The organism is Streptococcus infantis, from assembly GCF_021497965.1.
GTDB classification, from domain to species: domain Bacteria; phylum Bacillota; class Bacilli; order Lactobacillales; family Streptococcaceae; genus Streptococcus; species Streptococcus infantis_B.
Window position 1 is genome coordinate 1033457 of record NZ_CP046525.1, and the last position, 20093, is coordinate 1053549.

19 protein-coding genes and 2 tRNA genes are annotated in these 20093 nt (G+C 39.7%); 1 reads left to right on the forward strand and 20 read right to left on the reverse strand.

Annotation, left to right across the window (positions count from 1 at the left end):
* Window positions 1–13 precede the first annotated feature (13 nt).
* The 20 genes from sufC to GOM46_RS05270 all read right to left on the reverse strand — a co-directional run bounded on the left by sufC (window position 14) and on the right by GOM46_RS05270 (window position 19206).
* Window positions 14–784, reverse strand: coding sequence for a Fe-S cluster assembly ATPase SufC (gene sufC, locus GOM46_RS05175; protein WP_000114489.1), 771 nt, complete (start codon window positions 782–784; stop codon window positions 14–16).
* A gap of 154 nt (window positions 785–938) precedes the next feature.
* Window positions 939–1133, reverse strand: coding sequence for a DUF3272 family protein (locus GOM46_RS05180; RefSeq protein WP_006151263.1), 195 nt, complete (start codon window positions 1131–1133; stop codon window positions 939–941).
* Window positions 1134–1155: 22 nt separating this feature from the next.
* Complete coding sequence (gene dnaX / locus GOM46_RS05185) at window positions 1156–2820, reverse strand: DNA polymerase III subunit gamma/tau (protein ID WP_235083308.1); 1665 nt, start codon at window positions 2818–2820, stop codon at window positions 1156–1158.
* Window positions 2820–3317, reverse strand: coding sequence for a GAF domain-containing protein (locus tag GOM46_RS05190; protein ID WP_006151250.1), 498 nt, complete (start codon window positions 3315–3317; stop codon window positions 2820–2822). The genes dnaX and GOM46_RS05190 overlap by 1 nt, the downstream gene beginning before the upstream one ends.
* Before the next feature lie 85 nt (window positions 3318–3402).
* Window positions 3403–4605 carry a 30S ribosomal protein S1 gene (gene rpsA / locus GOM46_RS05195; protein WP_006145742.1) on the reverse strand — a complete coding sequence of 401 codons (1203 nt, stop codon included), beginning with the start codon at window positions 4603–4605 and terminating at the stop codon, window positions 3403–3405.
* A 158-nt stretch (window positions 4606–4763) separates the two neighbouring features.
* Window positions 4764–4835 (reverse strand) — tRNA-Gln (locus GOM46_RS05200).
* A 9-nt stretch (window positions 4836–4844) separates the two neighbouring features.
* A tRNA-Tyr gene (locus GOM46_RS05205) sits at window positions 4845–4925 on the reverse strand.
* A 49-nt stretch (window positions 4926–4974) separates the two neighbouring features.
* Window positions 4975–5205 (reverse strand): DUF2969 domain-containing protein, encoded by a 231-nt coding sequence (locus tag GOM46_RS05210; RefSeq protein WP_178894876.1) that lies wholly within the window; start codon window positions 5203–5205, stop codon window positions 4975–4977.
* Between the two features lie 134 nt (window positions 5206–5339).
* Entirely contained in the window at window positions 5340–5984 is a 645-nt protein-coding gene (pcp, locus tag GOM46_RS05215) for a pyroglutamyl-peptidase I (RefSeq protein ID WP_006151221.1), read from the reverse strand.
* Between the two features lie 13 nt (window positions 5985–5997).
* Window positions 5998–6921 (reverse strand): DUF979 domain-containing protein, encoded by a 924-nt coding sequence (locus GOM46_RS05220; RefSeq protein ID WP_006151282.1) that lies wholly within the window; start codon window positions 6919–6921, stop codon window positions 5998–6000.
* On the reverse strand, window positions 6918–7607 hold the full coding sequence (locus GOM46_RS05225; RefSeq protein WP_006151190.1) for a DUF969 domain-containing protein: 690 nt from the start codon (window positions 7605–7607) through the stop codon (window positions 6918–6920). The genes GOM46_RS05220 and GOM46_RS05225 overlap by 4 nt, the downstream gene beginning before the upstream one ends.
* Window positions 7608–7638: 31 nt before the next feature.
* Window positions 7639–9606 (reverse strand): peptide ABC transporter substrate-binding protein, encoded by a 1968-nt coding sequence (locus GOM46_RS05230; RefSeq protein ID WP_006151229.1) that lies wholly within the window; start codon window positions 9604–9606, stop codon window positions 7639–7641.
* A 21-nt stretch (window positions 9607–9627) separates the two neighbouring features.
* Window positions 9628–10650 (reverse strand): branched-chain amino acid aminotransferase, encoded by a 1023-nt coding sequence (locus tag GOM46_RS05235; protein WP_006151265.1) that lies wholly within the window; start codon window positions 10648–10650, stop codon window positions 9628–9630.
* Between the two features lie 124 nt (window positions 10651–10774).
* Window positions 10775–13252, reverse strand: coding sequence for a DNA topoisomerase IV subunit A (gene parC, locus GOM46_RS05240; protein WP_080560912.1), 2478 nt, complete (start codon window positions 13250–13252; stop codon window positions 10775–10777).
* A gap of 327 nt (window positions 13253–13579) precedes the next feature.
* Window positions 13580–14401, reverse strand: coding sequence for an aminoglycoside 6-adenylyltransferase (locus tag GOM46_RS05245; protein WP_025170063.1), 822 nt, complete (start codon window positions 14399–14401; stop codon window positions 13580–13582).
* Window positions 14391–14933, reverse strand: coding sequence for a hypothetical protein (locus GOM46_RS05250; protein WP_006151236.1), 543 nt, complete (start codon window positions 14931–14933; stop codon window positions 14391–14393). Before GOM46_RS05250 ends, GOM46_RS05245 begins: the two co-directional genes overlap by 11 nt.
* Window positions 14934–14982: 49 nt before the next feature.
* Entirely contained in the window at window positions 14983–16926 is a 1944-nt protein-coding gene (parE, locus tag GOM46_RS05255) for a DNA topoisomerase IV subunit B (protein WP_006151256.1), read from the reverse strand.
* Between the two features lie 146 nt (window positions 16927–17072).
* Window positions 17073–17915: an amino acid ABC transporter substrate-binding protein gene (locus tag GOM46_RS05260; RefSeq protein ID WP_235083309.1), complete on the reverse strand. Its 843-nt coding sequence runs from the start codon at window positions 17913–17915 to the stop codon at window positions 17073–17075.
* A 9-nt stretch (window positions 17916–17924) separates the two neighbouring features.
* Complete coding sequence (locus tag GOM46_RS05265) at window positions 17925–18554, reverse strand: amino acid ABC transporter ATP-binding protein (protein WP_006151260.1); 630 nt, start codon at window positions 18552–18554, stop codon at window positions 17925–17927.
* A gap of 10 nt (window positions 18555–18564) precedes the next feature.
* Window positions 18565–19206, reverse strand: coding sequence for an amino acid ABC transporter permease (locus GOM46_RS05270; protein ID WP_006151191.1), 642 nt, complete (start codon window positions 19204–19206; stop codon window positions 18565–18567).
* A gap of 216 nt (window positions 19207–19422) precedes the next feature.
* Here GOM46_RS05270 and plsY point away from each other — a divergent pair, with 216 nt between their 5' ends.
* Window positions 19423–20064, forward strand: a complete 642-nt coding sequence (gene plsY / locus GOM46_RS05275) for a glycerol-3-phosphate 1-O-acyltransferase PlsY (RefSeq protein WP_235083310.1) — start codon at window positions 19423–19425, stop codon at window positions 20062–20064.
* Window positions 20065–20093 lie beyond the last annotated feature (29 nt).

The following is a 20093-nucleotide window of genomic DNA, read 5'->3' on the forward strand; positions in this document are numbered from 1 at the left end:
AGATACGAGCGAATTACAATTCTTCCTTGTAGTCATAGCCAAGTTCTTCAGCTAATTTTGCGTATCCTTCACGTTCCAAACGTGCAGCCAATTCTGGACCACCAGAAAGTACAACACGACCTTCCATCATCACGTGTACTACATCTGGCGTGATATAGTTCAAGAGACGTTGATAGTGAGTAATGATCATTGCACCAAAGCCTTCGCCACGCATAGCATTGACACCTTTAGAAACAACTTTAAGAGCATCGATATCAAGACCTGAGTCAATCTCATCAAGAAGGGCAAAAGTTGGTTCCAACATCAAGAGTTGTAGAATTTCATTACGTTTTTTCTCACCACCAGAGAATCCTTCGTTAAGGTAACGCTCAGCCATTTCTTCTTTCATGTTGAGCAATTCCATTTTTTCATCCAATTTAGTGATGAACTCGCGAACTGAAATCTTTTCGTCATCTTCTTTACCAGCATTCATGGCTGCACGAAGAAATTCAGCATTTGTGATTCCAGGAATTTCTGATGGGTATTGCATAGCAAGGAAAAGTCCCATGCGCGCACGCTCGTCCACTTCCAATTCAAGGATATTTACACCGTCAAACAAGACTTCACCTTTAGTGACTTCATAGTTCGGGTTTCCCATAATTGCAGCTGAAAGAGTAGACTTACCGGTACCATTTGGTCCCATGATAGCTGCAATTTCCCCTGTTTTAAGAGTCAGGTTGACTCCTTTTAAAATTTCTTTTCCTTCAATTTCAACGTGAAGATCTTTGATCTCTAATACTGACATGATTGTTCCTTTCTTTTCATCCTTTTTACTGTATTTACCTGAAATTTAACCTTTTTAAATCCCTAGAAAAACACAGTAAAATGTCAATAAATATACCTTAATAGTATAACAAAAAAAAGCCTAAAAGGCTTTGATTTTGTCTAGAAGCTAGGAGCTACTTCTTCCCTTGAAAAGAATCATCTATAGCTCTCACAATTTTACCCATGATATAACTTACGCGAAAATTTCTCAGGATCAAAATAGCCCAAAGCAAGGCCACGATATACCGTTGCTCCATGATGGATTCATTAAAGAAATAAGTCTCAGCAGCAGTAAAGAAGGCCATGATAATAAATTGTTGTCTGTTCATAGTCTACTACCACAAATTCCCTTTAATCTTCAGCTATAGTCACTTTATCTGCTAAAAATTCAAAACCTTGAGGGAGTACTGACTCCTCAACATCTTCCTTGAAAGCTTGTCCTTGAGATGATTTAGCCCTAGCAGAAAAGTCTGCTCGAACTTCTAGCCATTCTTCTTGTGAAATAGCTAAAATTTCTGGAGAAAAACCAGCTGCTTGACTAAGAATATTGCCAAACATGGTGTTAAGATTGTCTCGTTTCATGGTTTGACCAGCATTGAAATTCGATTCAAAAGCCAAAATCGCATGATGTTCATTAGCAGCAACTGGTTTAGAACCAGCCAAGAGTGCCTTATCTGGACCAGATAAGCTTTCAATGACTTCTCCCCAAGCATTCTGAAGACGGATTAAGTTTTGTCGGGCCAAGTCTGGATTTTCTACTGCTTCTTGAAGAATAGACTGTACCTTATTTCGGTCTACACGATAGATGGACTTATTGTTCGTCGGACGACTTGGTGTAGAAGCAGTTTGTTTAGGATTTGAACCAACATTGGCAAAAGCTTGTTTCAATCGTGCAACTTCTTCTCGAAGAGAAGACAGTTCCTCAGCCACTTCACCTGAAAATTCTGGTTGGGTATCAATTTCTGCTAAACGAATGGTCATCATTTCAGCATAAATCTTAGGCTGTAAGCTAGCCTTAATATCAGCCAGACTTTTAGTAGCAAGACTAATCATCTCAAACAAGATATCCTGCGGAAGGTCTAAATTTCTCTCAAATACATCACTATGGTGAGTATTCTCTCCACCTGCTTGAACAATTAAGATATCACGTAAGTATTGTAGTAAATCCACTACAAACCGTGTCATGCTCTTTCCATTCTCAAAAATCAGATCAAGATTTTCCAAGGCGCCCGGTACATCCTTTCGAGCTAAAGCAGCTACGTAATTATCCAAGGCACTTAAACTAATGGTCCCTGTAATTTCTTCTGAGACTGCAGTTGTCAAAGTAGCTTCCTGGGTTAAACTTAATGCCTGATCAAGAATTGATAGGGCATCCCGCATTCCACCTTCAGCCCGTCGAGCAATAATTTCAACAGCCTCTGTTTCGTAATCAATCCCTTCTTTTTCCAAAATCTGGAAGATATGATCTCGAATATCCTGAGTCTTAATAGACTTAAACTCAAATCGTTGAACACGAGACAAAATCGTTGCAGGAATTTTATGGAGCTCAGTCGTTGCCAAAATAAATACAACATTTGGAGTTGGTTCTTCCAGTGTTTTCAAAAGGGCATTAAAGGCACCTGTTGATAGCATATGAACCTCGTCAATGATATAAACCTTATACTGAGCTATACTTGGAGCATAAGTTGATTTGTCACGGATATCACGAATTTCATCAACCCCATTATTAGAAGCAGCATCCATTTCGATAACGTCTTCCAAACTTCCTTCTGTGACGGCTTGACAGATATAACAGTTATTACAAGGTTCTCCCCCTACTTGATTAGGGCAGTTCATAGCCTTGGCAAATATTTTGGCTACACTGGTTTTGCCAGTTCCACGAGGCCCTGAAAATAGGTAGGCGTGACTAATCTTATCCTGTTCCACAGCCTGTTTAAGTGTTCGAGCAATAACATCCTGGCCCACTAACTGTGAAAAATTTTGACTTCTATATTTTCGATAAAGCGCCTGATACATTATGCTTTCTCCTCAAACATTGAAAATATCCATTCTGTTTTTTCCAACAAGATGGTAACAAATTCTTCTAAATAGCGTTGATCAATTTCATCATAATCATCAACATGAGATGAATCTAAATCTAATACTCCAAGAAGCTGTCCATTTTTTACCATTGGAAGAACAATCTCACTACGAGCACTACTATCACAAGAAATATAGTTGGGATAGGTCTTCACATCACCAACGATAACCGTTTGACAACTAGCCGCAGACTCTCCACAAACGCCTTTCCCAAGTGAGATTCTAACACATGAAACTCCACCTTGAAAAGGCCCTAAAATAAGCTCATTTCCGTCATATAAATAGAAACCTGCAAAGACAGTATGAGGAAAGTTCATTTTTAAGAGAGCGCTGGCATTTGATAGATTAGCCAACACATTGGTCTCACCTTCTAAAAGTGCAGTGAGCTGAGCATTGACCATTTGATAAATTGATTCTTTTTCGGAATATAACATAAAACCATTATATCAAAAAATACTAGTTGAAAAAAGAAAAATCCCTTGTTTTAACAACAAAGGATTTGTAATTAAATCTGATTGATTAAAGTTCGATGTCTCCGAACAAGTCAGCCATTGAGAATCCAGTTTGAGTTTCTGGAAGTTCAAAGTCACGTTTTTCTTGACGTTTTGGACGACGTGGACGTGGAGCACGTTTTTCTTCGTTTTGTCCTTCTTCTTGAGCTGGACGTTCTTCAAGAGCCTTGATAGAAAGTGAAACGCGTTCTGCATCAGCGTTAACATCAAGAACTTTAACAGTAACTTCTTGACCAACTGTAAGAGCTTCTTTTGGATTTTCAATACGTTTGTGTGAAATTTGTGATACGTGAACAAGTCCATCAATACCTGGCAATACTTCAACAAATGCACCGAAGTCAGTCAAACGTTTAACTGTACCTTCTACAACGTCACCTTTAGCCAATTTTTGCTCAACGCCATCCCATGGTCCAGGTGTTGTTGCTTTAAGTGAAAGTGATACACGTCCTTCTTCTTCGTTAAGATCAAGGATTTTCACTTCAACTTCTTCACCAACAGTTACTACTGATTTAGGTGAAACGTTACGTTCGTGTGACAATTCAGTCAAGTGAACCAATCCATCAACACCACCAAGGTCGATGAAAGCACCGAAGCTTGTGATACGTGCAACTTTACCAGTTACAACATCACCAACAGCCAATTTACCAAATACTTCAGCACGAGCTGCAGCAGTAGCTGCTTCTACAACTTCACGACGTGAAAGGATGAAGCGGTTTTCTTTAGGGTCAACTTCTTTGATTTTAGCTTCAAATTCTTGACCTACAAAACGCTCAGTGTTACGTACGAAACGAGTATCCAACATTGAAGCTGGGATAAATCCACGCAAACCTTCAAATTCTACTGAAAGTCCACCTTTAACAGCGCGAGTTCCTTTAACTGTAACAACTTCTTCTTCGCGTCCTACAAGTTTGTCCCATGCTTTGCGAGCTTCAAGGCGTTTTTTAGATACAAGGTATGTTACTGTATCAGTATCTTTACCAACTACTTGACGAAGTACAAGAACGTCAAATACTTCACCTACTTTTACAAAGTCATTGATATCTGCATCGCGATCGTTTGTCAATTCGCGAAGAGTCAAGACACCTTCAACACCAGTTCCTGAGATTGCAACGTTAGCTTGATTAGCATCAACTGTCAATACTTCAGCACTAACAACATCACCAGGTTCAACTTGGCTAACGCTATTTAGCAAATCTTCAAATTCATTCATCTAAAAAATCCTCCAACAATCAAGTTTTTTAACTTGACATACTTATAATTTTTTTCCTAAGCACCCGCAACGACATGAACATCTCGAACGTCCTTCAATTATAAAAATAAAATACCCTAAGATATTTTTCTTTTCATCTTGAATTTATTACCTAGAAACTGGGGTAGCTGGATTCGAACCAACGCATGAGGGAGTCAAAGTCCCTTGCCTTACCGCTTGGCTATACCCCAAAAGTGAAATGGAGAGAGAGGGATTCGAACCCCCGAACCCGAAGGAGCGGATTTACAGTCCGCCGCGTTTAGCCTCTTCGCTATCTCTCCGATAATGAACAAAACCTATTATATCATGAAAAATTGCAAAAAACAAGCATTATTTTGCTAAATTATAGTTTTCAATCAATATTTCCACAGCTTTTTCAAGATTCTTGTAAAAACTATCGACATTTCCATTCTTTATGATTGCAAATTGGTTGTCTAGTTCGGCAATTTCACCGATTAACTTTTTACCAATCATTAAGGTATAACCATCGTAGTTATCTTTTCCAACTGCTACTTTAGCATCTGACAACTGAATCTCAATTTTTTTATCTTTTTTACTCATACGATACCTCTTTTCACTTTCTCTATTTTACAAGAAATTCCCCGATCTCGCAAGAAAAAACTCTCTACCAAGCTAATCTTGGTAAAGAGTTCCTTGAATCGTCTAGAGAAATTTTTCCCTTGAATTTTAGTCAATTAATGGGTTGCTCCACCAACTATTTTCAAGTCCTTATCTTTGTAGTCTACGATAGCACCAATCGCAGCTTCGATACCTCGGACAATATCTCTTAAGCACATGGATGCAGTATTAGGCTTATTTACCACTTGTTCGGTCATATAGGGAATATGCATAAAGCCTGCTCTCATATTGGGAAATTTCTTATCCGCTAAATAGAGAGCCTGATACATCAAATGGTTGCAAACAAAGGTTCCAGCTGTATTGGATACTGTAGCTGGCAGCCCTACCTCGTTTATGGCTTGTACCATTGCTTTGATAGGGAGCGTGCTAAAATAGGCAGCTTCTCCATCTAGGCGAATAGGTGTGTCAATCGGTTGATTCCCTTGGTTATCTGGAATTCTTGCATCATCTTGATTGATGGCAACTCGTTCAGGAGTTAAACCAGCTCTACCTCCTGCTTGTCCGATGCAGAGTACAACATCTGGTTGATAACGGACAATTTCTGCTTCTAAAACCTCTGCTGATTTATAAAAGACCGTTGGGATTACTGCCCAATGAAGCTCTGCACCATTGATTTCATACGGTAATGATTTAACTGCTTCCAGAGCTGGATTGACCTTTTCACCACCGAAAGGATCAAAACCTGTAACTAATATTTTCATTTTATTTCCTTTGCTAAAACGCCAAATAGTACATTAAAAATACATGTAGGATTATCATGATAACAGCCACTCCTACTTGCGCTTTGATAACGCCATTTGGATCTTTCATCTCCAAAAGTGCTGCCGGTAATGCATTAAAGTTAGCAGCCATTGGAGTCAGTAAGGTCCCACAGCAACCTGCTGTCATTGCCAAGGCAGCAGCTACGATTGGATCAGCTCCCAAAGCAAATACAAAGGGAACACCAATCCCGATAGTAATGACTGTGAAAGCAGCAAATGCATTTCCCATTATCATGGAGAATAGAACCATCCCAAGGACATAAGCTACTACTCCCATAAAACGACTACCCGAAGGTACTAGACCGCTTATTAAATGCGAAATCAAATCTCCAACGCCTGCCACGGTAAAAATTGCCCCCAAAGCACCTAAAAGTTGAGGAACTATCCCACTGGTTGAAACTTGCTGGACCATGCGATTGTTTTCTGCTAATAAGCTCTTAGGAGAACTCTTGGTAATCAAAAGGAGAGACAGGGTTGCAAAAAATGCTGCAAGGCTGATAGCTATCTTACTAAACTCAGGAATTACTTTTGCTAATACTAAAGCAATCAAAGCCATTAACATGACTGGGATAAAAATTTTATTCTTTAATCGTTTGGCTTCAATATTTGCCTTGACTTCATCAAGTGACGGCAATGTCCCTATACGAACCTGTTTAAAAAGAGTCAGTAGGGCCAATAGCACTACAACAACACCAATCAAGATTGATGGTAAATAGGAACCACCGATAAAACTGATACCCAATAAAGCCCAAAACCCAGCTGTTCCAAAGCGAACTGGGTTTGTTTTATCTCTATAGCTACAATAAGCCGTATGAAGGAATTGACAACCAATCACAATATAGGTCAACTCTAATAACTGTCTTGCTAGATTGGTCATTCTTCTTTCCCTTTACTAAGCTTATTCGCTAGCAGTTTTTTATCAAACAAGTAATTGTAAATCCCTACTACAAGAAGGGCTACCCCAGCAACTATAAGAGAAGCTGAAGCAATTCCTGCATAATTGCTTTCGTAACCCAATTGGTCCAGAGTGCCCCCAACTAAGAGGACACCACCTGCACCAACGAAAGTATTCTGAGCAAAGAAATTTGCAAAATTGTCATTTGCTGCTGCACGCGCTTTTAGCGCTTCGCTTTCCTTCTCTGTTAATTTTCTACCTAATTGTAACTCTGCTGCTGCCTGTCCCATGGGTTGAACCAAGGGTCTTACAAACTGCGGATGTCCTCCGATACGAATAGCAAAGAAACCATCGAGTTCCCGAAAAAAGAAATACACTGTATAAAAACTTCCTACAGTCAGTCCTTTAATCTTTTGAATCAAGTCAATCGAACGTTGCTTGAGCCCAAAAGTTTCAGATAAACCTACCAGTGGCAAAGTCACTATAAAAATCGTCAGAACTCGTTGATTACTAAATTCTTTTCCCAAAATTTCCAAGAACTCAACAAGAGAAACTCCAGAAACTAGAGCTGTAACTAAACTAGCTAAGACTACCGTTGCAATGGTATCTAATTTATAGATAAAACCAACCACAATGATAACTATCCCTATTAGTTTAATCCATTCCATATAGGCCCCTTTTCCAAAATACTAGTATGGTTTATTTGACATGACTTTCTAGTTCTTTTTGGTATTTATTGTTTGATTCCAATTTCTCTTTTTGCCATTTTTCAAGAGCTGCTTGATATTCTTTAGCCGTTACAATCTCTTTTTGCAATTTCATGCCCTTGAAGATATATGGATCACCCTTGATACCTACTTGTGAGTATGGTTTAGAGAATGGAACAACGTTGCTGACAACTGGTGAGCCTCCTGACGAAGCTGTCGGCATCAAGAGAGAACTATCAGTAAGCCATGCTTGAGCTTTGGCATATTTTTCATATCTCTTGTCCAAGTCATTTGTCTCAGAAACTGCATCATCCAAGAGTTTCTTATATTCATCTAAACCAAGTTGAGCTACTACTTCCTTGTCTTTACCTTTCGTAATACCAAGGTGTTTCATAGCAGAACCAGTTTTAGGATCCATGATATTTAGATAACTTGCTGGGTCTTGATAGCTTGGAGCCCAACCAGTGCTATTCAAGTCATAGTCTTTCTGAGCAGGAACACGTGCTTGAGATGTAATACTTTCCTTCTCGTTATCAGTCATCTGAAGAACATCGATAACGACATTTTCAGAACCAAGAGTTGACTCGATTGATTGTTTAAAGGAATTGCTTTGTTGAACTGCAATTGTATCTGTTTGCTCAACTGGGACATCCAAGTGAATTGGGAAGGTTACACCTTTTGCTTCCAATTCTTTCTTAGCTTTTTCAAATGAAGCTTTGGCTTTATCAGGATTATAGATAGTATCTTTTCCGTCTACAAGTTCAACACCTTTCCATTGGTCTCCATAGTTGACCAATTCTGCTTGAGCAATATCACCAAAGTTTTTACCACCAGATTGGACAAAGTTATCTGGAACTAGGCTGTTACGAATAATCTTATCCGCACCATCTTCACCGTTGAGCTGTGCAGCATATGAGTGACGGTTAAAGGCAAAGTTGATTGCTTGACGGAAGTCCTTGTTCAGCATTGCTTCTTTTGTAGAAGTTTTCTGTTCTTCACTTGTCTTCGCAGTCTTATTATAAGATTGACGGTTTACGTTAAAGGTAAAGTAATAACTAGTTGAATCCTGTGGACTATAGGTGATTTTATCTCCGTATTGTTCTAAAGTAGAAGCAAAGTTTGAGCTACTTGGGAAGATACGAGCTGTTGTATAAACACCTGAAGAGAAACTACGGATTAATGATTCTTGGTCTGAACCATCATAGTAAGTCAATTTAACCTTCTCGATTTTAACCTTCTCTTTATCCCAATAATTTGGATTCTTTTCGTATTCGATTAAAGATTTTGAAGTCAAAGTCTTCAAGATATATGGACCGTTATAAAGGATACCTGATGGGCTGACAGCTCCGTAATTTTTACCTGAAGCTTTAAGGAATTCTTCATTTACCGGCAACATAGTTGCTGAAGTCACTTTTGAATTCCAAAAACTTTCAGGTGCATTAAGAGTGTACTGGACTGTGTAATCGTCCAACGCCTTAACCCCAACTGTTGAGAAGTCGTTAGTCTCACCAGTCATATATTCATTCAAGCCCTTGATGGAGTTTTGAATAAGAGTGACACCGTCTGATTTACCATCTGCAACGTGTTTCAATCCTGTAACAAAGTCATGCGCAGTTACTTCAGCGTATTCTTCACCCTCTGAAGTATACCATTTAACTCCTTTACGAAGTTTATAAGTATAAGTCAAACCGTCTTGTGAGACGCTCCAATCCTCAGCTAGAGACGGAACCAAATTTCCGTATTCGTCATTTTCCAACAAACCATCAACAACGTTACCGATGATATCCGTTGTTGAAGTACGAGTTGCAATACTGTAGTCCAAAGATGATGGGTCTACTCCATAGACGTAAGAGAAGGTAGTAGGTGCGTCTGCTTCCTTGTCAGCTTTACCACAAGCTACGAGAAGTACAGCTGTACTCAGGACAACTCCTGCTGTTAACATCCACTTTTTCGTTTTCATAAAGATCTCCTTTAAAAATGTTTAATCTACTTTTACAATCCAGCCTTCTGGTGCTTCAATGTCACCAAATTGGATACCTGTCAATTCATCGTATAGTTTACGAGTCACTGGACCAACCTCTGTTTCACTGTAGAAAACATGGAAATCATCACCGTGTTGGATTCCCCCAATAGGTGAAATTACGGCTGCAGTACCACAGGCACCTGCTTCTACAAATCGATCCAGACTATCAATTGGTACATCTCCCTCAACAGGCTTCAAGCCTAAACGATGCTCTGCCAAGTAAAGCAATGAATACTTGGTAATGGATGGCAAGATTGATGGACTCAATGGCGTTACAAACTCATTATCAGCTGTAATCCCAAAGAAGTTTGCTGAACCGACTTCTTCAATCTTGGTGTGAGTTGACGGGTCTAGGTAGATAACGTCTGAGAAATGGCGGGATTTAGCCATTTTTCCCGGTAAAAGACTGGCTGCATAGTTGCCACCGACCTTGGCAGCTCCTGTTCCATTTGGTGCAGCACGGTCATACTCATCTTGAATCAAGAAGTTTGTTGGAACCAAACCACCTTTAAAGTAATTTCCAACTGGCATGGCAAAGATGGTGAAAATATACTCCTCTGCTGGTTTTACCCCAATGATATCTCCAACACCAATCAAAAGTGGACGGAGGTAGAGGGTTCCACCAGTCCCATAAGGTGGTACGTATTCTTCATTGGCACGAACAACAGCTTTACATGCTTCTACAAACATTTCTGTTGGAACTTGAGGCATCAAGAGACGATCACAGGTGCGTTGCAGACGTTTGGCATTTTCATCTGGACGAAAGAGTTGTACGCTACCATCCTTTGTACGATAGGCTTTTAATCCTTCAAATGCTTGTTGTCCATAGTGAAGACTTGGAGATGATTCTGAAATGTGAAGAGTTGAGTCCTCGGTTAATTCTCCTTGAGTCCATTGTCCATTTTTATAATAAGCGATATAACGATAAGGTAGTTTCATATAGGAAAAACCGAGATTTTCCCAATCGATTGTAACTGTCATGATAATCTCCTTTATTCTAATCAAGCTTTGTGTTCTATTCTACACTATTCTCCTAAAAATTCAAGTATTATTTGTAATTTTCTGAAAATTTTGCTTATAAAAAATCAGTCACTAGGACTGATTTTTAATTTTCTTTATCTTCTTTAAAGACTTCTTTGAGGTAGGCATCAAAAACTTCTTCATCAGAAATAGTATCTGAGATAAAGCTTCCATTACTTGTACGCTCTGATAGATTCAAATCTTGTAGGATTGCTTCATAAATCGTTCCATTATTTGATTGGATGACAAGAGTTTGTTCGCCATCTTCTACTTCTGTACTAAAGAGATCTCCAATAAATCCTTGTTCTGAGACTGCTCCAGCCAAGAAGACGCGATGCGGTTTACTCTTCAATTCTCTCAGAACTTGAAGACCACGCTTAGCGCGACTAGTTGCTGGAATTTCCTCTGTTGATACACGTTTCAAGCTTCCACGTTGCGTTAACAGATAGAAAGATGACGTATTGCAGATAAAGGCAGCTTGAAGCTCATCATCTGCTTTCAGATTCATAGCTTTAACACCTGCAGCCTTGGCTCCAACAACTGGAACCTCTTCGATATTAAAGCGAAGAGCATAGCCATTTTTACTGATTAATAGAACATCATCAAGCTTGATTGGTGCAACAGCTACAATTTGGTCACTATCATCTTTCAACTTAGCGAACTTAACAGATTTAGAACGGTAGGTTCTCCATGGAGAGAATTCTTTGCGTTCTACCCGTTTGATTTGTCCAAGGCGAGTCGCTGCAAAGTAGGTTGTCGCATCCTCAAACTGATCCACAACTTCAACATAGAGCACTTCTTCATTGGTTTCAAAGTTTGTAATCGTTTGGCTCAAGTGCTCCCCAATATCCTTCCAACGAATATCTGCCAACTCATGGACAGGGCGGTAAATGACATTCCCTAGGGTTGTAAATATCAAGAGATGTTGAGTTGTTTTGACAGATTGAACGAATAGCAATCGGTCATCATCCCGTTTGCCAATTTCTTCTAAGGTTGAAGCTGCAAATGAACGAGGGCTAGTACGCTTGATATAACCTGCCCTAGTCACGCTGACGTAAGTATCTTCTTCAGCGATCAGACTTGCTGTATCAATCTCAATGACTTTTGCTGTATCTTCTAAAGTACTCAATCGAGGTGTCGCAAATTTCTTCTTGACCTCACGAAGCTCTTTTTTCATGAGATTGTACATAGTTCGTTCATCACCGATGATAGCCGCAAGCATAGCAATCTTTTCACGAAGTTCTGCTTCTTCTTCTTGCAAGACAACCACATCTGTATTGGTCAAACGGTACAGTTGCAAGGTAACGATGGCCTCAGCCTGTTCTTCTGTAAAATCATAGCTGACCTTGAGGTTTTCCTTAGCGTCAGCCTTGTTCTCAGAAGCACGGATAAGAGCAATAACTTCATCCAAGATAGAGATGACGCGAATCAAACCTTCCACAATATGGAGACGTTTTTCAGCCTTTTCTTTGTCAAAGCGAGAACGCGCCAAGATCACTTCACGACGGTGGGCAATATAGCTAGACAAGATAGGCACAATTCCAACCTGACGAGGTGTGAAATTGTCAATCGCAACCATGTTGAAGTTGTAATTGATTTGCAAGTCAGTATACTTGAAAAGGTAGTTGAGAACGAGCTCCGTGTTCGCATCTTTCTTGAGTTCAATTGCGATACGAAGACCATCACGGTCAGACTCATCACGAACCTCAGCGATACCTGCCACCTTGTTATTGACACGGACTTCATCGATTTTCTTGACTAAGTTAGCTTTATTGATTTCATAAGGAATCTCAGTAATAACTATTTGTTCCTTACCACCTTTAAGCTTCTCAATTTCTGTCTTAGAACGAACAACCACGCGCCCTTTACCAGTTTCATAGGCCTTTTTGATTTCATCACGACCTTGGATAATGGCACCAGTAGGGAAATCTGGCCCAGGCAAGAATTCCATCAACTTATCAACCTTGGCAGTCGGATGATCAATCATGTAGACTGTAGCATCGATAACTTCGGCTAAATTATGTGGTGGAATATCTGTGGCATAACCAGCTGAAATCCCTGTAGAGCCATTGACTAAGAGATTTGGAAAGGCTGCTGGTAAGACAGTTGGCTCTTTCTCCGTATCGTCAAAGTTCCAAGCAAAAGGAACTGTCTTTTTATCGATATCCTGAAGGAGGTAGCCTGCAATCTCAGACAAACGAGCCTCAGTATAACGCATAGCCGCAGGCGGATCTCCATCCATTGAACCATTGTTACCGTGCATTTCAACTAGAATCTCACGGTTCTTCCAGTCCTGAGACATACGAACCATGGCATCATAGATAGAAGAATCTCCATGTGGGTGGAAATTACCCATGATGTTCCCGACAGACTTAGCCGACTTACGGTAGCTCTTATCAAAAGTATTGCCATCCTTATTCATCGAATAAAGAATACGGCGTTGAACCGGCTTCAATCCATCACGAATGTCTGGCAAAGCCCGGTCTTGAATGATGTATTTGGAGTAGCGCCCAAAGCGCTCTCCCATGATGTCCTCTAAGGACATATTTTGGATATTACTCATATAAGATACAAAGGGACGTTTTGGCCTGCCGAAAATTTCTGTAGAAAAATAGGAAATTGATGCAGGGTTACATGAACCCAAAGCAATTTATCTTTTTTCCTAAGAAATTAGTCCCGTGTTCAGTTACTGAGAGTAACCAAACGATCCTTTCTGTAGTTTTTAATACGTGGTTAAATGTTGGAATCAAGAGTTTCACACAGTATTTAGGGCGTGTTCAACTCCTTTCAAAGAATGTAGAGTAGTTTTTTTATAGACAAAGGTGTTCAGTTACTATAAATAACCAAACGATCCTTTCTGTAGTTTAAAGTTATGAATTATGTTCTTTATTTAATTAGTGTTTTGAAGTTTTTCCTCAGCATACTGAATCATCTTCTCAGCTACTTCCCTATCGTAGTCAAACCCCATCTTTTTAGTAAGGCATTGAGCTTCTTGGTGGAAAAGTTGCATTGTAGCCAATAAAGACTGAATGATTTTGTCTAAACTTGAGAAATCAAGCAGATTTGAGAAGTACTTCTCCGTCTCAGCAGGCAAGTAGTTAAAGAGATACTTGTAATTTTTACCGATGACGACTGTTCCTCTATCACTTGCTACCTGCCAAGCCAAGACTTTTAACAACTCTTGCTGGCAAATACCGTAAAGATGGTCCGTCGCATAAATGATTTGCTTGCGACAAATTCCTTTGACCACATAAGCTGACACCCACCAAAATTCATTGCAGGCTTTTTTAAAATCCGTCTCACTAGCCGGATGTATCCAGAAACGCTCTGGACTGGAAGAATAGGACTCAAACAAGCCCTTATCATCTACTAAGACTGTGAAGTCAGCTTCACTATCCACCCATTCTTGGATATGTGCTTTGGGACAGAGGGTTAGATCAATGCGATTCCCATCTTCAAAAAGCATGAGAAATAGACGGCGATGTCCAAGAGTCACCTCTTGCTCAATGATGCGTTCACCGAACTGGTCCAGCCAAGAAAAGTCACTCGACAGATAATCTAAGTCATCCACAATATAGACAACATCATAGTCTTGAAATTCATCTGTTTGAATCTTTTGGTTTGTACGCGAACCAGATAGGGCCACAGCATCAACCTGTAACTTTTTAGCTATTTGTAAAATCAGTCCAAGCATTTCCTGGTCAGTTCTCATGCGGTTCATCCTTAGTTGCCTCTAAGTTCTGAATAACAGCATCTTCTTTTCTTTGCTTAAGAAGCTTCTGAACTCTTTTTCTTTCAAGCTCTCCGACTATGAATTGAAAGATAAAACTAATACCAAAAATTGGTAATAGCAAAATAATTCCCATTTCTTGCGTCAGCATTATAAATAGTAGATTCATCCCTGATAAGATTGCCAAAAACCATGCATTTATCTTAAGAAGTTTTGAGTAACTACTAGGATAATACTTGTGATGTTTGGTACTTTTATAAATAGCTGTAAAACTGAATGCTAAGCTAGCTGATGTGAAAATATAAAAGTCAAAAACATAGAAGAGCAAACCTGCATAAGGATTGGATCTTAAAGGATTATCAAATAAAAAGACACAGGTAGTTACTATGGTTAATAGTAAAAATTCAAGATAGCGGCTTTGCTCAGGTTTACCTTGTTTGGCAATTATATACATAACTGCAGCTAAAGCTAAGACTATGACAACAAATGGACTATCAAACAATAAACTTATCATGATTTATACCTCTTTTAGAGAGCTAAGATTTTGAAAAAGGAAGATTTACTTAAAATACTGTTGCTTCCTCCAGCGTAAACTTCACGTTATCCTCAATCCACTTTCGGCGTGGTTCGACCTTGTCCCCCATGAGGACATTGACACGACGTTCTGCGCGTGCTAGGTCTTCGATTGTGACACGGATGAGGGTACGAGTTTCTGGATTCATAGTTGTTTCCCATAGTTGGTCCGCATTCATCTCACCAAGTCCCTTGTAGCGTTGGAGGGTAGCACCTTTACCAAACTGCTTACGTAGTTCTTCTAGCTCACCATCTGTCCAAGCGTAGGCCACTTCTTCTTTCTTACCTTTCCCTTTTGACATCTTGTAAAGAGGTGGAAGGGCGATATAAACATGACCTGCCTCAACTAGCGGACGCATATAGCGGTAAAAGAAGGTTAAGAGAAGTGTTTGAATGTGGGCACCGTCGGTATCGGCATCGGTCATGATAATGATTTTGTCATAGTTGGCATCTTCAAGCGAGAAGTCTGCCCCAACACCAGCACCGATGGTATAAATCATGGTATTGATTTCTTCATTTTTCAGGATATCTGCCATTTTAGCCTTGGCTGTATTGATAACCTTACCACGAAGAGGCAAGATAGCTTGGAACTTGCGGTCACGACCTTGCTTAGCAGAACCACCGGCAGAGTCACCCTCGACTAGGTAGAGTTCGTTCTTAGCTGGATTTTTAGACTGGGCTGGGGTTAATTTCCCAGAAAGCAAGCCCTTGTCTTTCTTATTTTTCTTACCATTACGACTCTCATCACGCGCCTTACGTGCTGCTTCACGAGCATCGCGCGCCTTGATAGCCTTGCGAATCAGGTTAGAAGCTAGTTCTCCATTTTCCATGAGGAAGAAGGTCAACTTATCAGCCACAATTCCATCTACAACAGGACGAGCAAGGGGACTTCCTAGTTTATCCTTAGTCTGTCCTTCAAACTGCAAGTGTTCTTCAGGGACTAGAATAGAAAGAACGGCTGCTAATCCTTCACGGTAATCGGACCCTTCAAGATTTTTATCCTTTTCCTTGAGAAGACCTGTCTTACGGGCGTAGTCATTCATGACTTTGGTAATAGCAGACTTAAGTCCTGTCTCATGCGTTCCACCGTCCTTAGTGCGAACGTTATTGACAAAGGACAGGATGTTATCTGAAAATCCATCATTATACTGAAGGGCTACTTCTACTTGGAAACCATTGTCTTCGCCTTCAAAGTAGAGAACTGGTGTCAGGGTTTCCTTGTCTTCGTTGAGGTAGGAAACAAAGTCCTGAACCCCATTCTCATAGTGGAACTCGATTGACTCGTCTGTTCGCTTGTCCGTTAATGACAAGGTTACATTTTTCAAGAGAAAAGCAGACTCATTGAGACGCTCTGAAATGGTATTGTACTTGAAATCAGTCGTAGAAAAGATACTAGCATCCGGCATGAAGGTCACTTTTGTTCCTGTCTTAGATTTTGGTGCCGTTCCAACTTTTTCAAGAGTTGTTACTGGCTTCCCACCATTTTCAAAGCGTTGCTTGTAAACAGCACCATCACGCGTAATTTCTACTTCAAGCCAACTAGAGAGGGCGTTCACGACAGAAGAACCAACTCCGTGAAGACCACCAGAAGTCTTGTAACCACCTTGTCCGAATTTTCCCCCAGCATGAAGAATAGTGAAGATAACCTCAACTGTCGGAATCCCCATAGCGTGCATACCAGTTGGCATCCCACGCCCATGGTCTTGAACCGTTAAACTACCGTCTTTATTAATCGTCACATCGATACGATCACCAAATCCAGATAAGGCTTCATCGACTGCATTATCGACAATTTCCCAGACTAGGTGATGGAGACCAGCACCATCGGTGGATCCGATATACATCCCTGGACGTTTACGGACCGCATCCAACCCTTCTAGCACCTGGATGGCGTCATCATTATAATTGTTAATATTGATTTCCTTTTTTGACACAAGGAACCTCCTATTTGTTCATCTTTTCTATTTTACAGGTTTTCTAGGGATTTTGCAAAGCTTTTCTAGTTAAAAAGCCTATTCCCAAGTCCTTTTTAGCAAAAAATCGTCCATCTTCACTAAAAAAAGAAACCAAGATATACATCTTAGTTTTCTTTTCCTTTAATTTGGCTTGTAGCCACATCTTCGCCAAACCATTTCTGGCTGATTTCTTGGAATTTTCCTTCTTGATAGAGCTCGACAAAAGCCTTATTCAAATTGGCTAATAAGGTCTTGTCCGCTGGTCTTACTCCAACTGCAAAGGATTCACTCTCAAAACCAGCTGGGAAAATCTCATACTGGTCTAAGATTCCTTCAGTTTTAAGATAATAGTTGGCATAAACACGGTCAATTAAAAGAGCATCTATCCGGTCATTTTGTAAGTCAATCAAGGCTTCATTAAAACTTTGATATTGGTTAGCCTTTTGATCTTTTACAATATTTTTCAAGAGTTCAGGCTGAGCTTCAAAATCTAGATAACCCGAAGAACCTGCCTGAGCACCTAAAACTTTACCTGCCATATCAGACACTGATTGGATATTTTGTGATTTCTTAGAGACAAGAACCTGCTGATTTTCCATGTAAGGAATAGTAAAGGCTACTTTCTCACGACGTTCATCCGTCGCAGAATAGCCGTTCCAAATTGCATCAATGGTCCCATTTTGAAGCTCTGTCTCCTTCATATCCCAATCAATGGGTTGAAACTGAACCTTGAACCCAAGTTTCTCAGAAACAGCTTGGGCTAAATCAATATCAAATCCAACATATTGCCCATTCTTTTCTTCAAATCCCATAGGAACAAAAGTATTGTCAAATCCGATAGTAATTGTTCCTTGTTGTTGGTATTTTCCCCAATTATCTACTTTAGGATTGCTAGCTTTTTGCGTGCATCCTACGAGGAAAAAAGCAAGAAAGAATACCAAAACAAGGCTGATTTTCTTTCGATTCATAGACACCTCCTACTTAGGCTCTACTTTGAGAATCTGATCAGCAATATTCTCTGCAAACTGTAGATCGTGAGTCACGACAATCTGCGTCATACCTAAGTCACGATTTTGTAAAATCAGTTTTTCAACTTCGAGACGCAACTCTGGATCAAGGGCTGAAGTCGGTTCATCATAACCAATCACTTCAGGATCTATCATCATAGCACGTGCTAAGGCAACCCGTTGCTTTTGACCACCAGATAAGGAATAAGGATAGGCATCTGCATGAGCTTCGAGTCCCAGACGAGTGAGTAAGTCGATTGCCTTCTTCTTAGCATCTGCTTCAGACATCCCCATAGTCTTGATAGGTGACAAAATCAAATTTTCCATAACGGATAAATGAGGAAATAGCTGAAAATCTTGAAATACAAAACCTAACAAGTGACGCTTTTCAAGTTCATCCAATGGTAGAGATTCTCCATTATAAAAAATCTCTCCTGAATCAATGGTCTCAAGACCAGCTAGCATTCTAAGCAAGGTTGTCTTTCCACCACCAGAAGGACCAACGATGGCCAAAATCTGCTTTTCAGGAATTGTTAAACTGAAATTGGATAAAATTTCTTTTTTTCCAAATTTTTTGCTGATATTTCTTAACTCTAACATGGATGACCTCCTATCTATAGTAGCTGAACTTTTTCTCAAGTTTCTTAGCTAGGATTGTAACAACACCAATCATTAGAAGATAGATAGCTCCCGCTAGAAACATCGGAATCAAGCTAGCATCACGATTGGCTGCAGTTCGACTGGCTAGGATTAAATCTGAAATACCGAGTGCATAAACCAAAGAAGTATCCTTAACCAAGCTCATAACCTCGTTAAATACACTTGGTAGGACAATCTTGGTCACCTGGGGCAAGATGATATAGCGAACAGTATCGATAGGATTGAATTTTAAAACTTTCGCTGCCTCATATTGCCCCTGAGGAATGGTTGCAATCCCTCCACGGAATATTTCTGCAAAATAAGCTGCATAATTAAGCGTGAAGGCAATAATGGCTGCTGGTACTCGGTCGAGTCGAATTCCGATACTTGGCAGAACATAATAAATAAAAATCAACTGCAAAAGTAAGGGTGTTCCACGCATCACCCAGATATAAACATCAATCATGTAATGGAGGGGTTTCCAATGGACCTGTAGGCAAAAGGCAACCAAAATGCCTAAAGGGATTGAAAAAAGCAAGACCAGTGCAAAAACTTGTAAAGTCATTGTCGCACCGCTCAATAAACTTGGCAATATCTCGAATAAGTAAGACATATTCCACCTCCTAAAAATAATTGTTCCTATTATAGCATAAATAAACACAAAATCAAAGATTTTCAGAAATTTCCATGAATTTTTAAAACTTTTCATTGATTTCTAATAACAAAAGTACTCATAAGTATCTTTTTCTACTTATCTCAAGTATCAGATGTCACAGTTTGAGAAAAAATTTAGTTCGGATTCTCTTTCATTTCATGGTATAATAGAAACATGATAACAATAGTATTATTAATTTTAGCTTATTTATTAGGTTCAATCCCTTCAGGACTTTGGATTGGACAAGCCTTCTTTAATATCAATCTAAGAGAACATGGGTCCGGTAATACAGGAACGACCAATACTTTTCGAATCCTTGGTAAGAAAGCTGGTATGGCAACCTTTGCAATTGATTTCTTCAAAGGTACTTTGGCGACTCTACTTCCACTCATCTTCCATGTTCAGGGAATTTCGCCTATCGTCTTTGGACTCTTAGCAGTCATTGGACATACCTTCCCTATCTTTGCCAAATTCAAGGGTGGCAAGGCTGTTGCAACCAGTGCTGGAGTTATTTTTGGATTTGCTCCTCTCTTTTGCCTTTATCTAGCAGTCATTTTCTTTGGAATCCTTTATCTGGGAAGTATGATTTCCCTCTCTAGTATATCAGCTGCGATTGCAGCGATTATCGGTGTCCTTCTTTTTCCTCTATTTGGATTTATTTTAACTAGTTATGATCTACTCTTCACTTTGATTATTATCGCTCTTGCGAGTCTGGTAATTGTACGACATAAGGACAACATCAAACGGATCCAAAATAAAACAGAAAATCTCATTCCTTGGGGACTTAACATAACCCACCAAGAACCAAAAAAATAAAACGTCAGTTGAAACTGACGTTTTTTTTT

What these genes read in the sequence shown, in the direction of transcription:
- parC (WP_080560912.1), bottom strand. Translation starts at nt 13,252, where the DNA reads ATGAGTAATATCCAAAATATGTCCTTAGAGGACATCATGGGAGAGCGC.
- plsY (WP_235083310.1), top strand. Translation starts at nt 19,423, where the DNA reads ATGATAACAATAGTATTATTAATTTTAGCTTATTTATTAGGTTCAATC.
- GOM46_RS05270 (WP_006151191.1), bottom strand. Translation starts at nt 19,206, where the DNA reads ATGTCTTACTTATTCGAGATATTGCCAAGTTTATTGAGCGGTGCGACA.
- GOM46_RS05230 (WP_006151229.1), bottom strand. Translation starts at nt 9,606, where the DNA reads ATGAAAACGAAAAAGTGGATGTTAACAGCAGGAGTTGTCCTGAGTACA.
- pcp (WP_006151221.1), bottom strand. Translation starts at nt 5,984, where the DNA reads ATGAAAATATTAGTTACAGGTTTTGATCCTTTCGGTGGTGAAAAGGTC.
- sufC (WP_000114489.1), bottom strand. Translation starts at nt 784, where the DNA reads ATGTCAGTATTAGAGATCAAAGATCTTCACGTTGAAATTGAAGGAAAA.
- GOM46_RS05245 (WP_025170063.1), bottom strand. Translation starts at nt 14,401, where the DNA reads ATGAGAACTGACCAGGAAATGCTTGGACTGATTTTACAAATAGCTAAA.
- GOM46_RS05190 (WP_006151250.1), bottom strand. Translation starts at nt 3,317, where the DNA reads ATGTTATATTCCGAAAAAGAATCAATTTATCAAATGGTCAATGCTCAG.
- GOM46_RS05235 (WP_006151265.1), bottom strand. Translation starts at nt 10,650, where the DNA reads ATGACAGTTACAATCGATTGGGAAAATCTCGGTTTTTCCTATATGAAA.
- dnaX (WP_235083308.1), bottom strand. Translation starts at nt 2,820, where the DNA reads ATGTATCAGGCGCTTTATCGAAAATATAGAAGTCAAAATTTTTCACAG.
- GOM46_RS05220 (WP_006151282.1), bottom strand. Translation starts at nt 6,921, where the DNA reads ATGACCAATCTAGCAAGACAGTTATTAGAGTTGACCTATATTGTGATT.
- GOM46_RS05225 (WP_006151190.1), bottom strand. Translation starts at nt 7,607, where the DNA reads ATGGAATGGATTAAACTAATAGGGATAGTTATCATTGTGGTTGGTTTT.
- GOM46_RS05265 (WP_006151260.1), bottom strand. Translation starts at nt 18,554, where the DNA reads ATGTTAGAGTTAAGAAATATCAGCAAAAAATTTGGAAAAAAAGAAATT.
- GOM46_RS05180 (WP_006151263.1), bottom strand. Translation starts at nt 1,133, where the DNA reads ATGAACAGACAACAATTTATTATCATGGCCTTCTTTACTGCTGCTGAG.
- rpsA (WP_006145742.1), bottom strand. Translation starts at nt 4,605, where the DNA reads ATGAATGAATTTGAAGATTTGCTAAATAGCGTTAGCCAAGTTGAACCT.
- GOM46_RS05260 (WP_235083309.1), bottom strand. Translation starts at nt 17,915, where the DNA reads ATGAATCGAAAGAAAATCAGCCTTGTTTTGGTATTCTTTCTTGCTTTT.
- GOM46_RS05250 (WP_006151236.1), bottom strand. Translation starts at nt 14,933, where the DNA reads ATGATAAGTTTATTGTTTGATAGTCCATTTGTTGTCATAGTCTTAGCT.
- GOM46_RS05210 (WP_178894876.1), bottom strand. Translation starts at nt 5,205, where the DNA reads ATGAGTAAAAAAGATAAAAAAATTGAGATTCAGTTGTCAGATGCTAAA.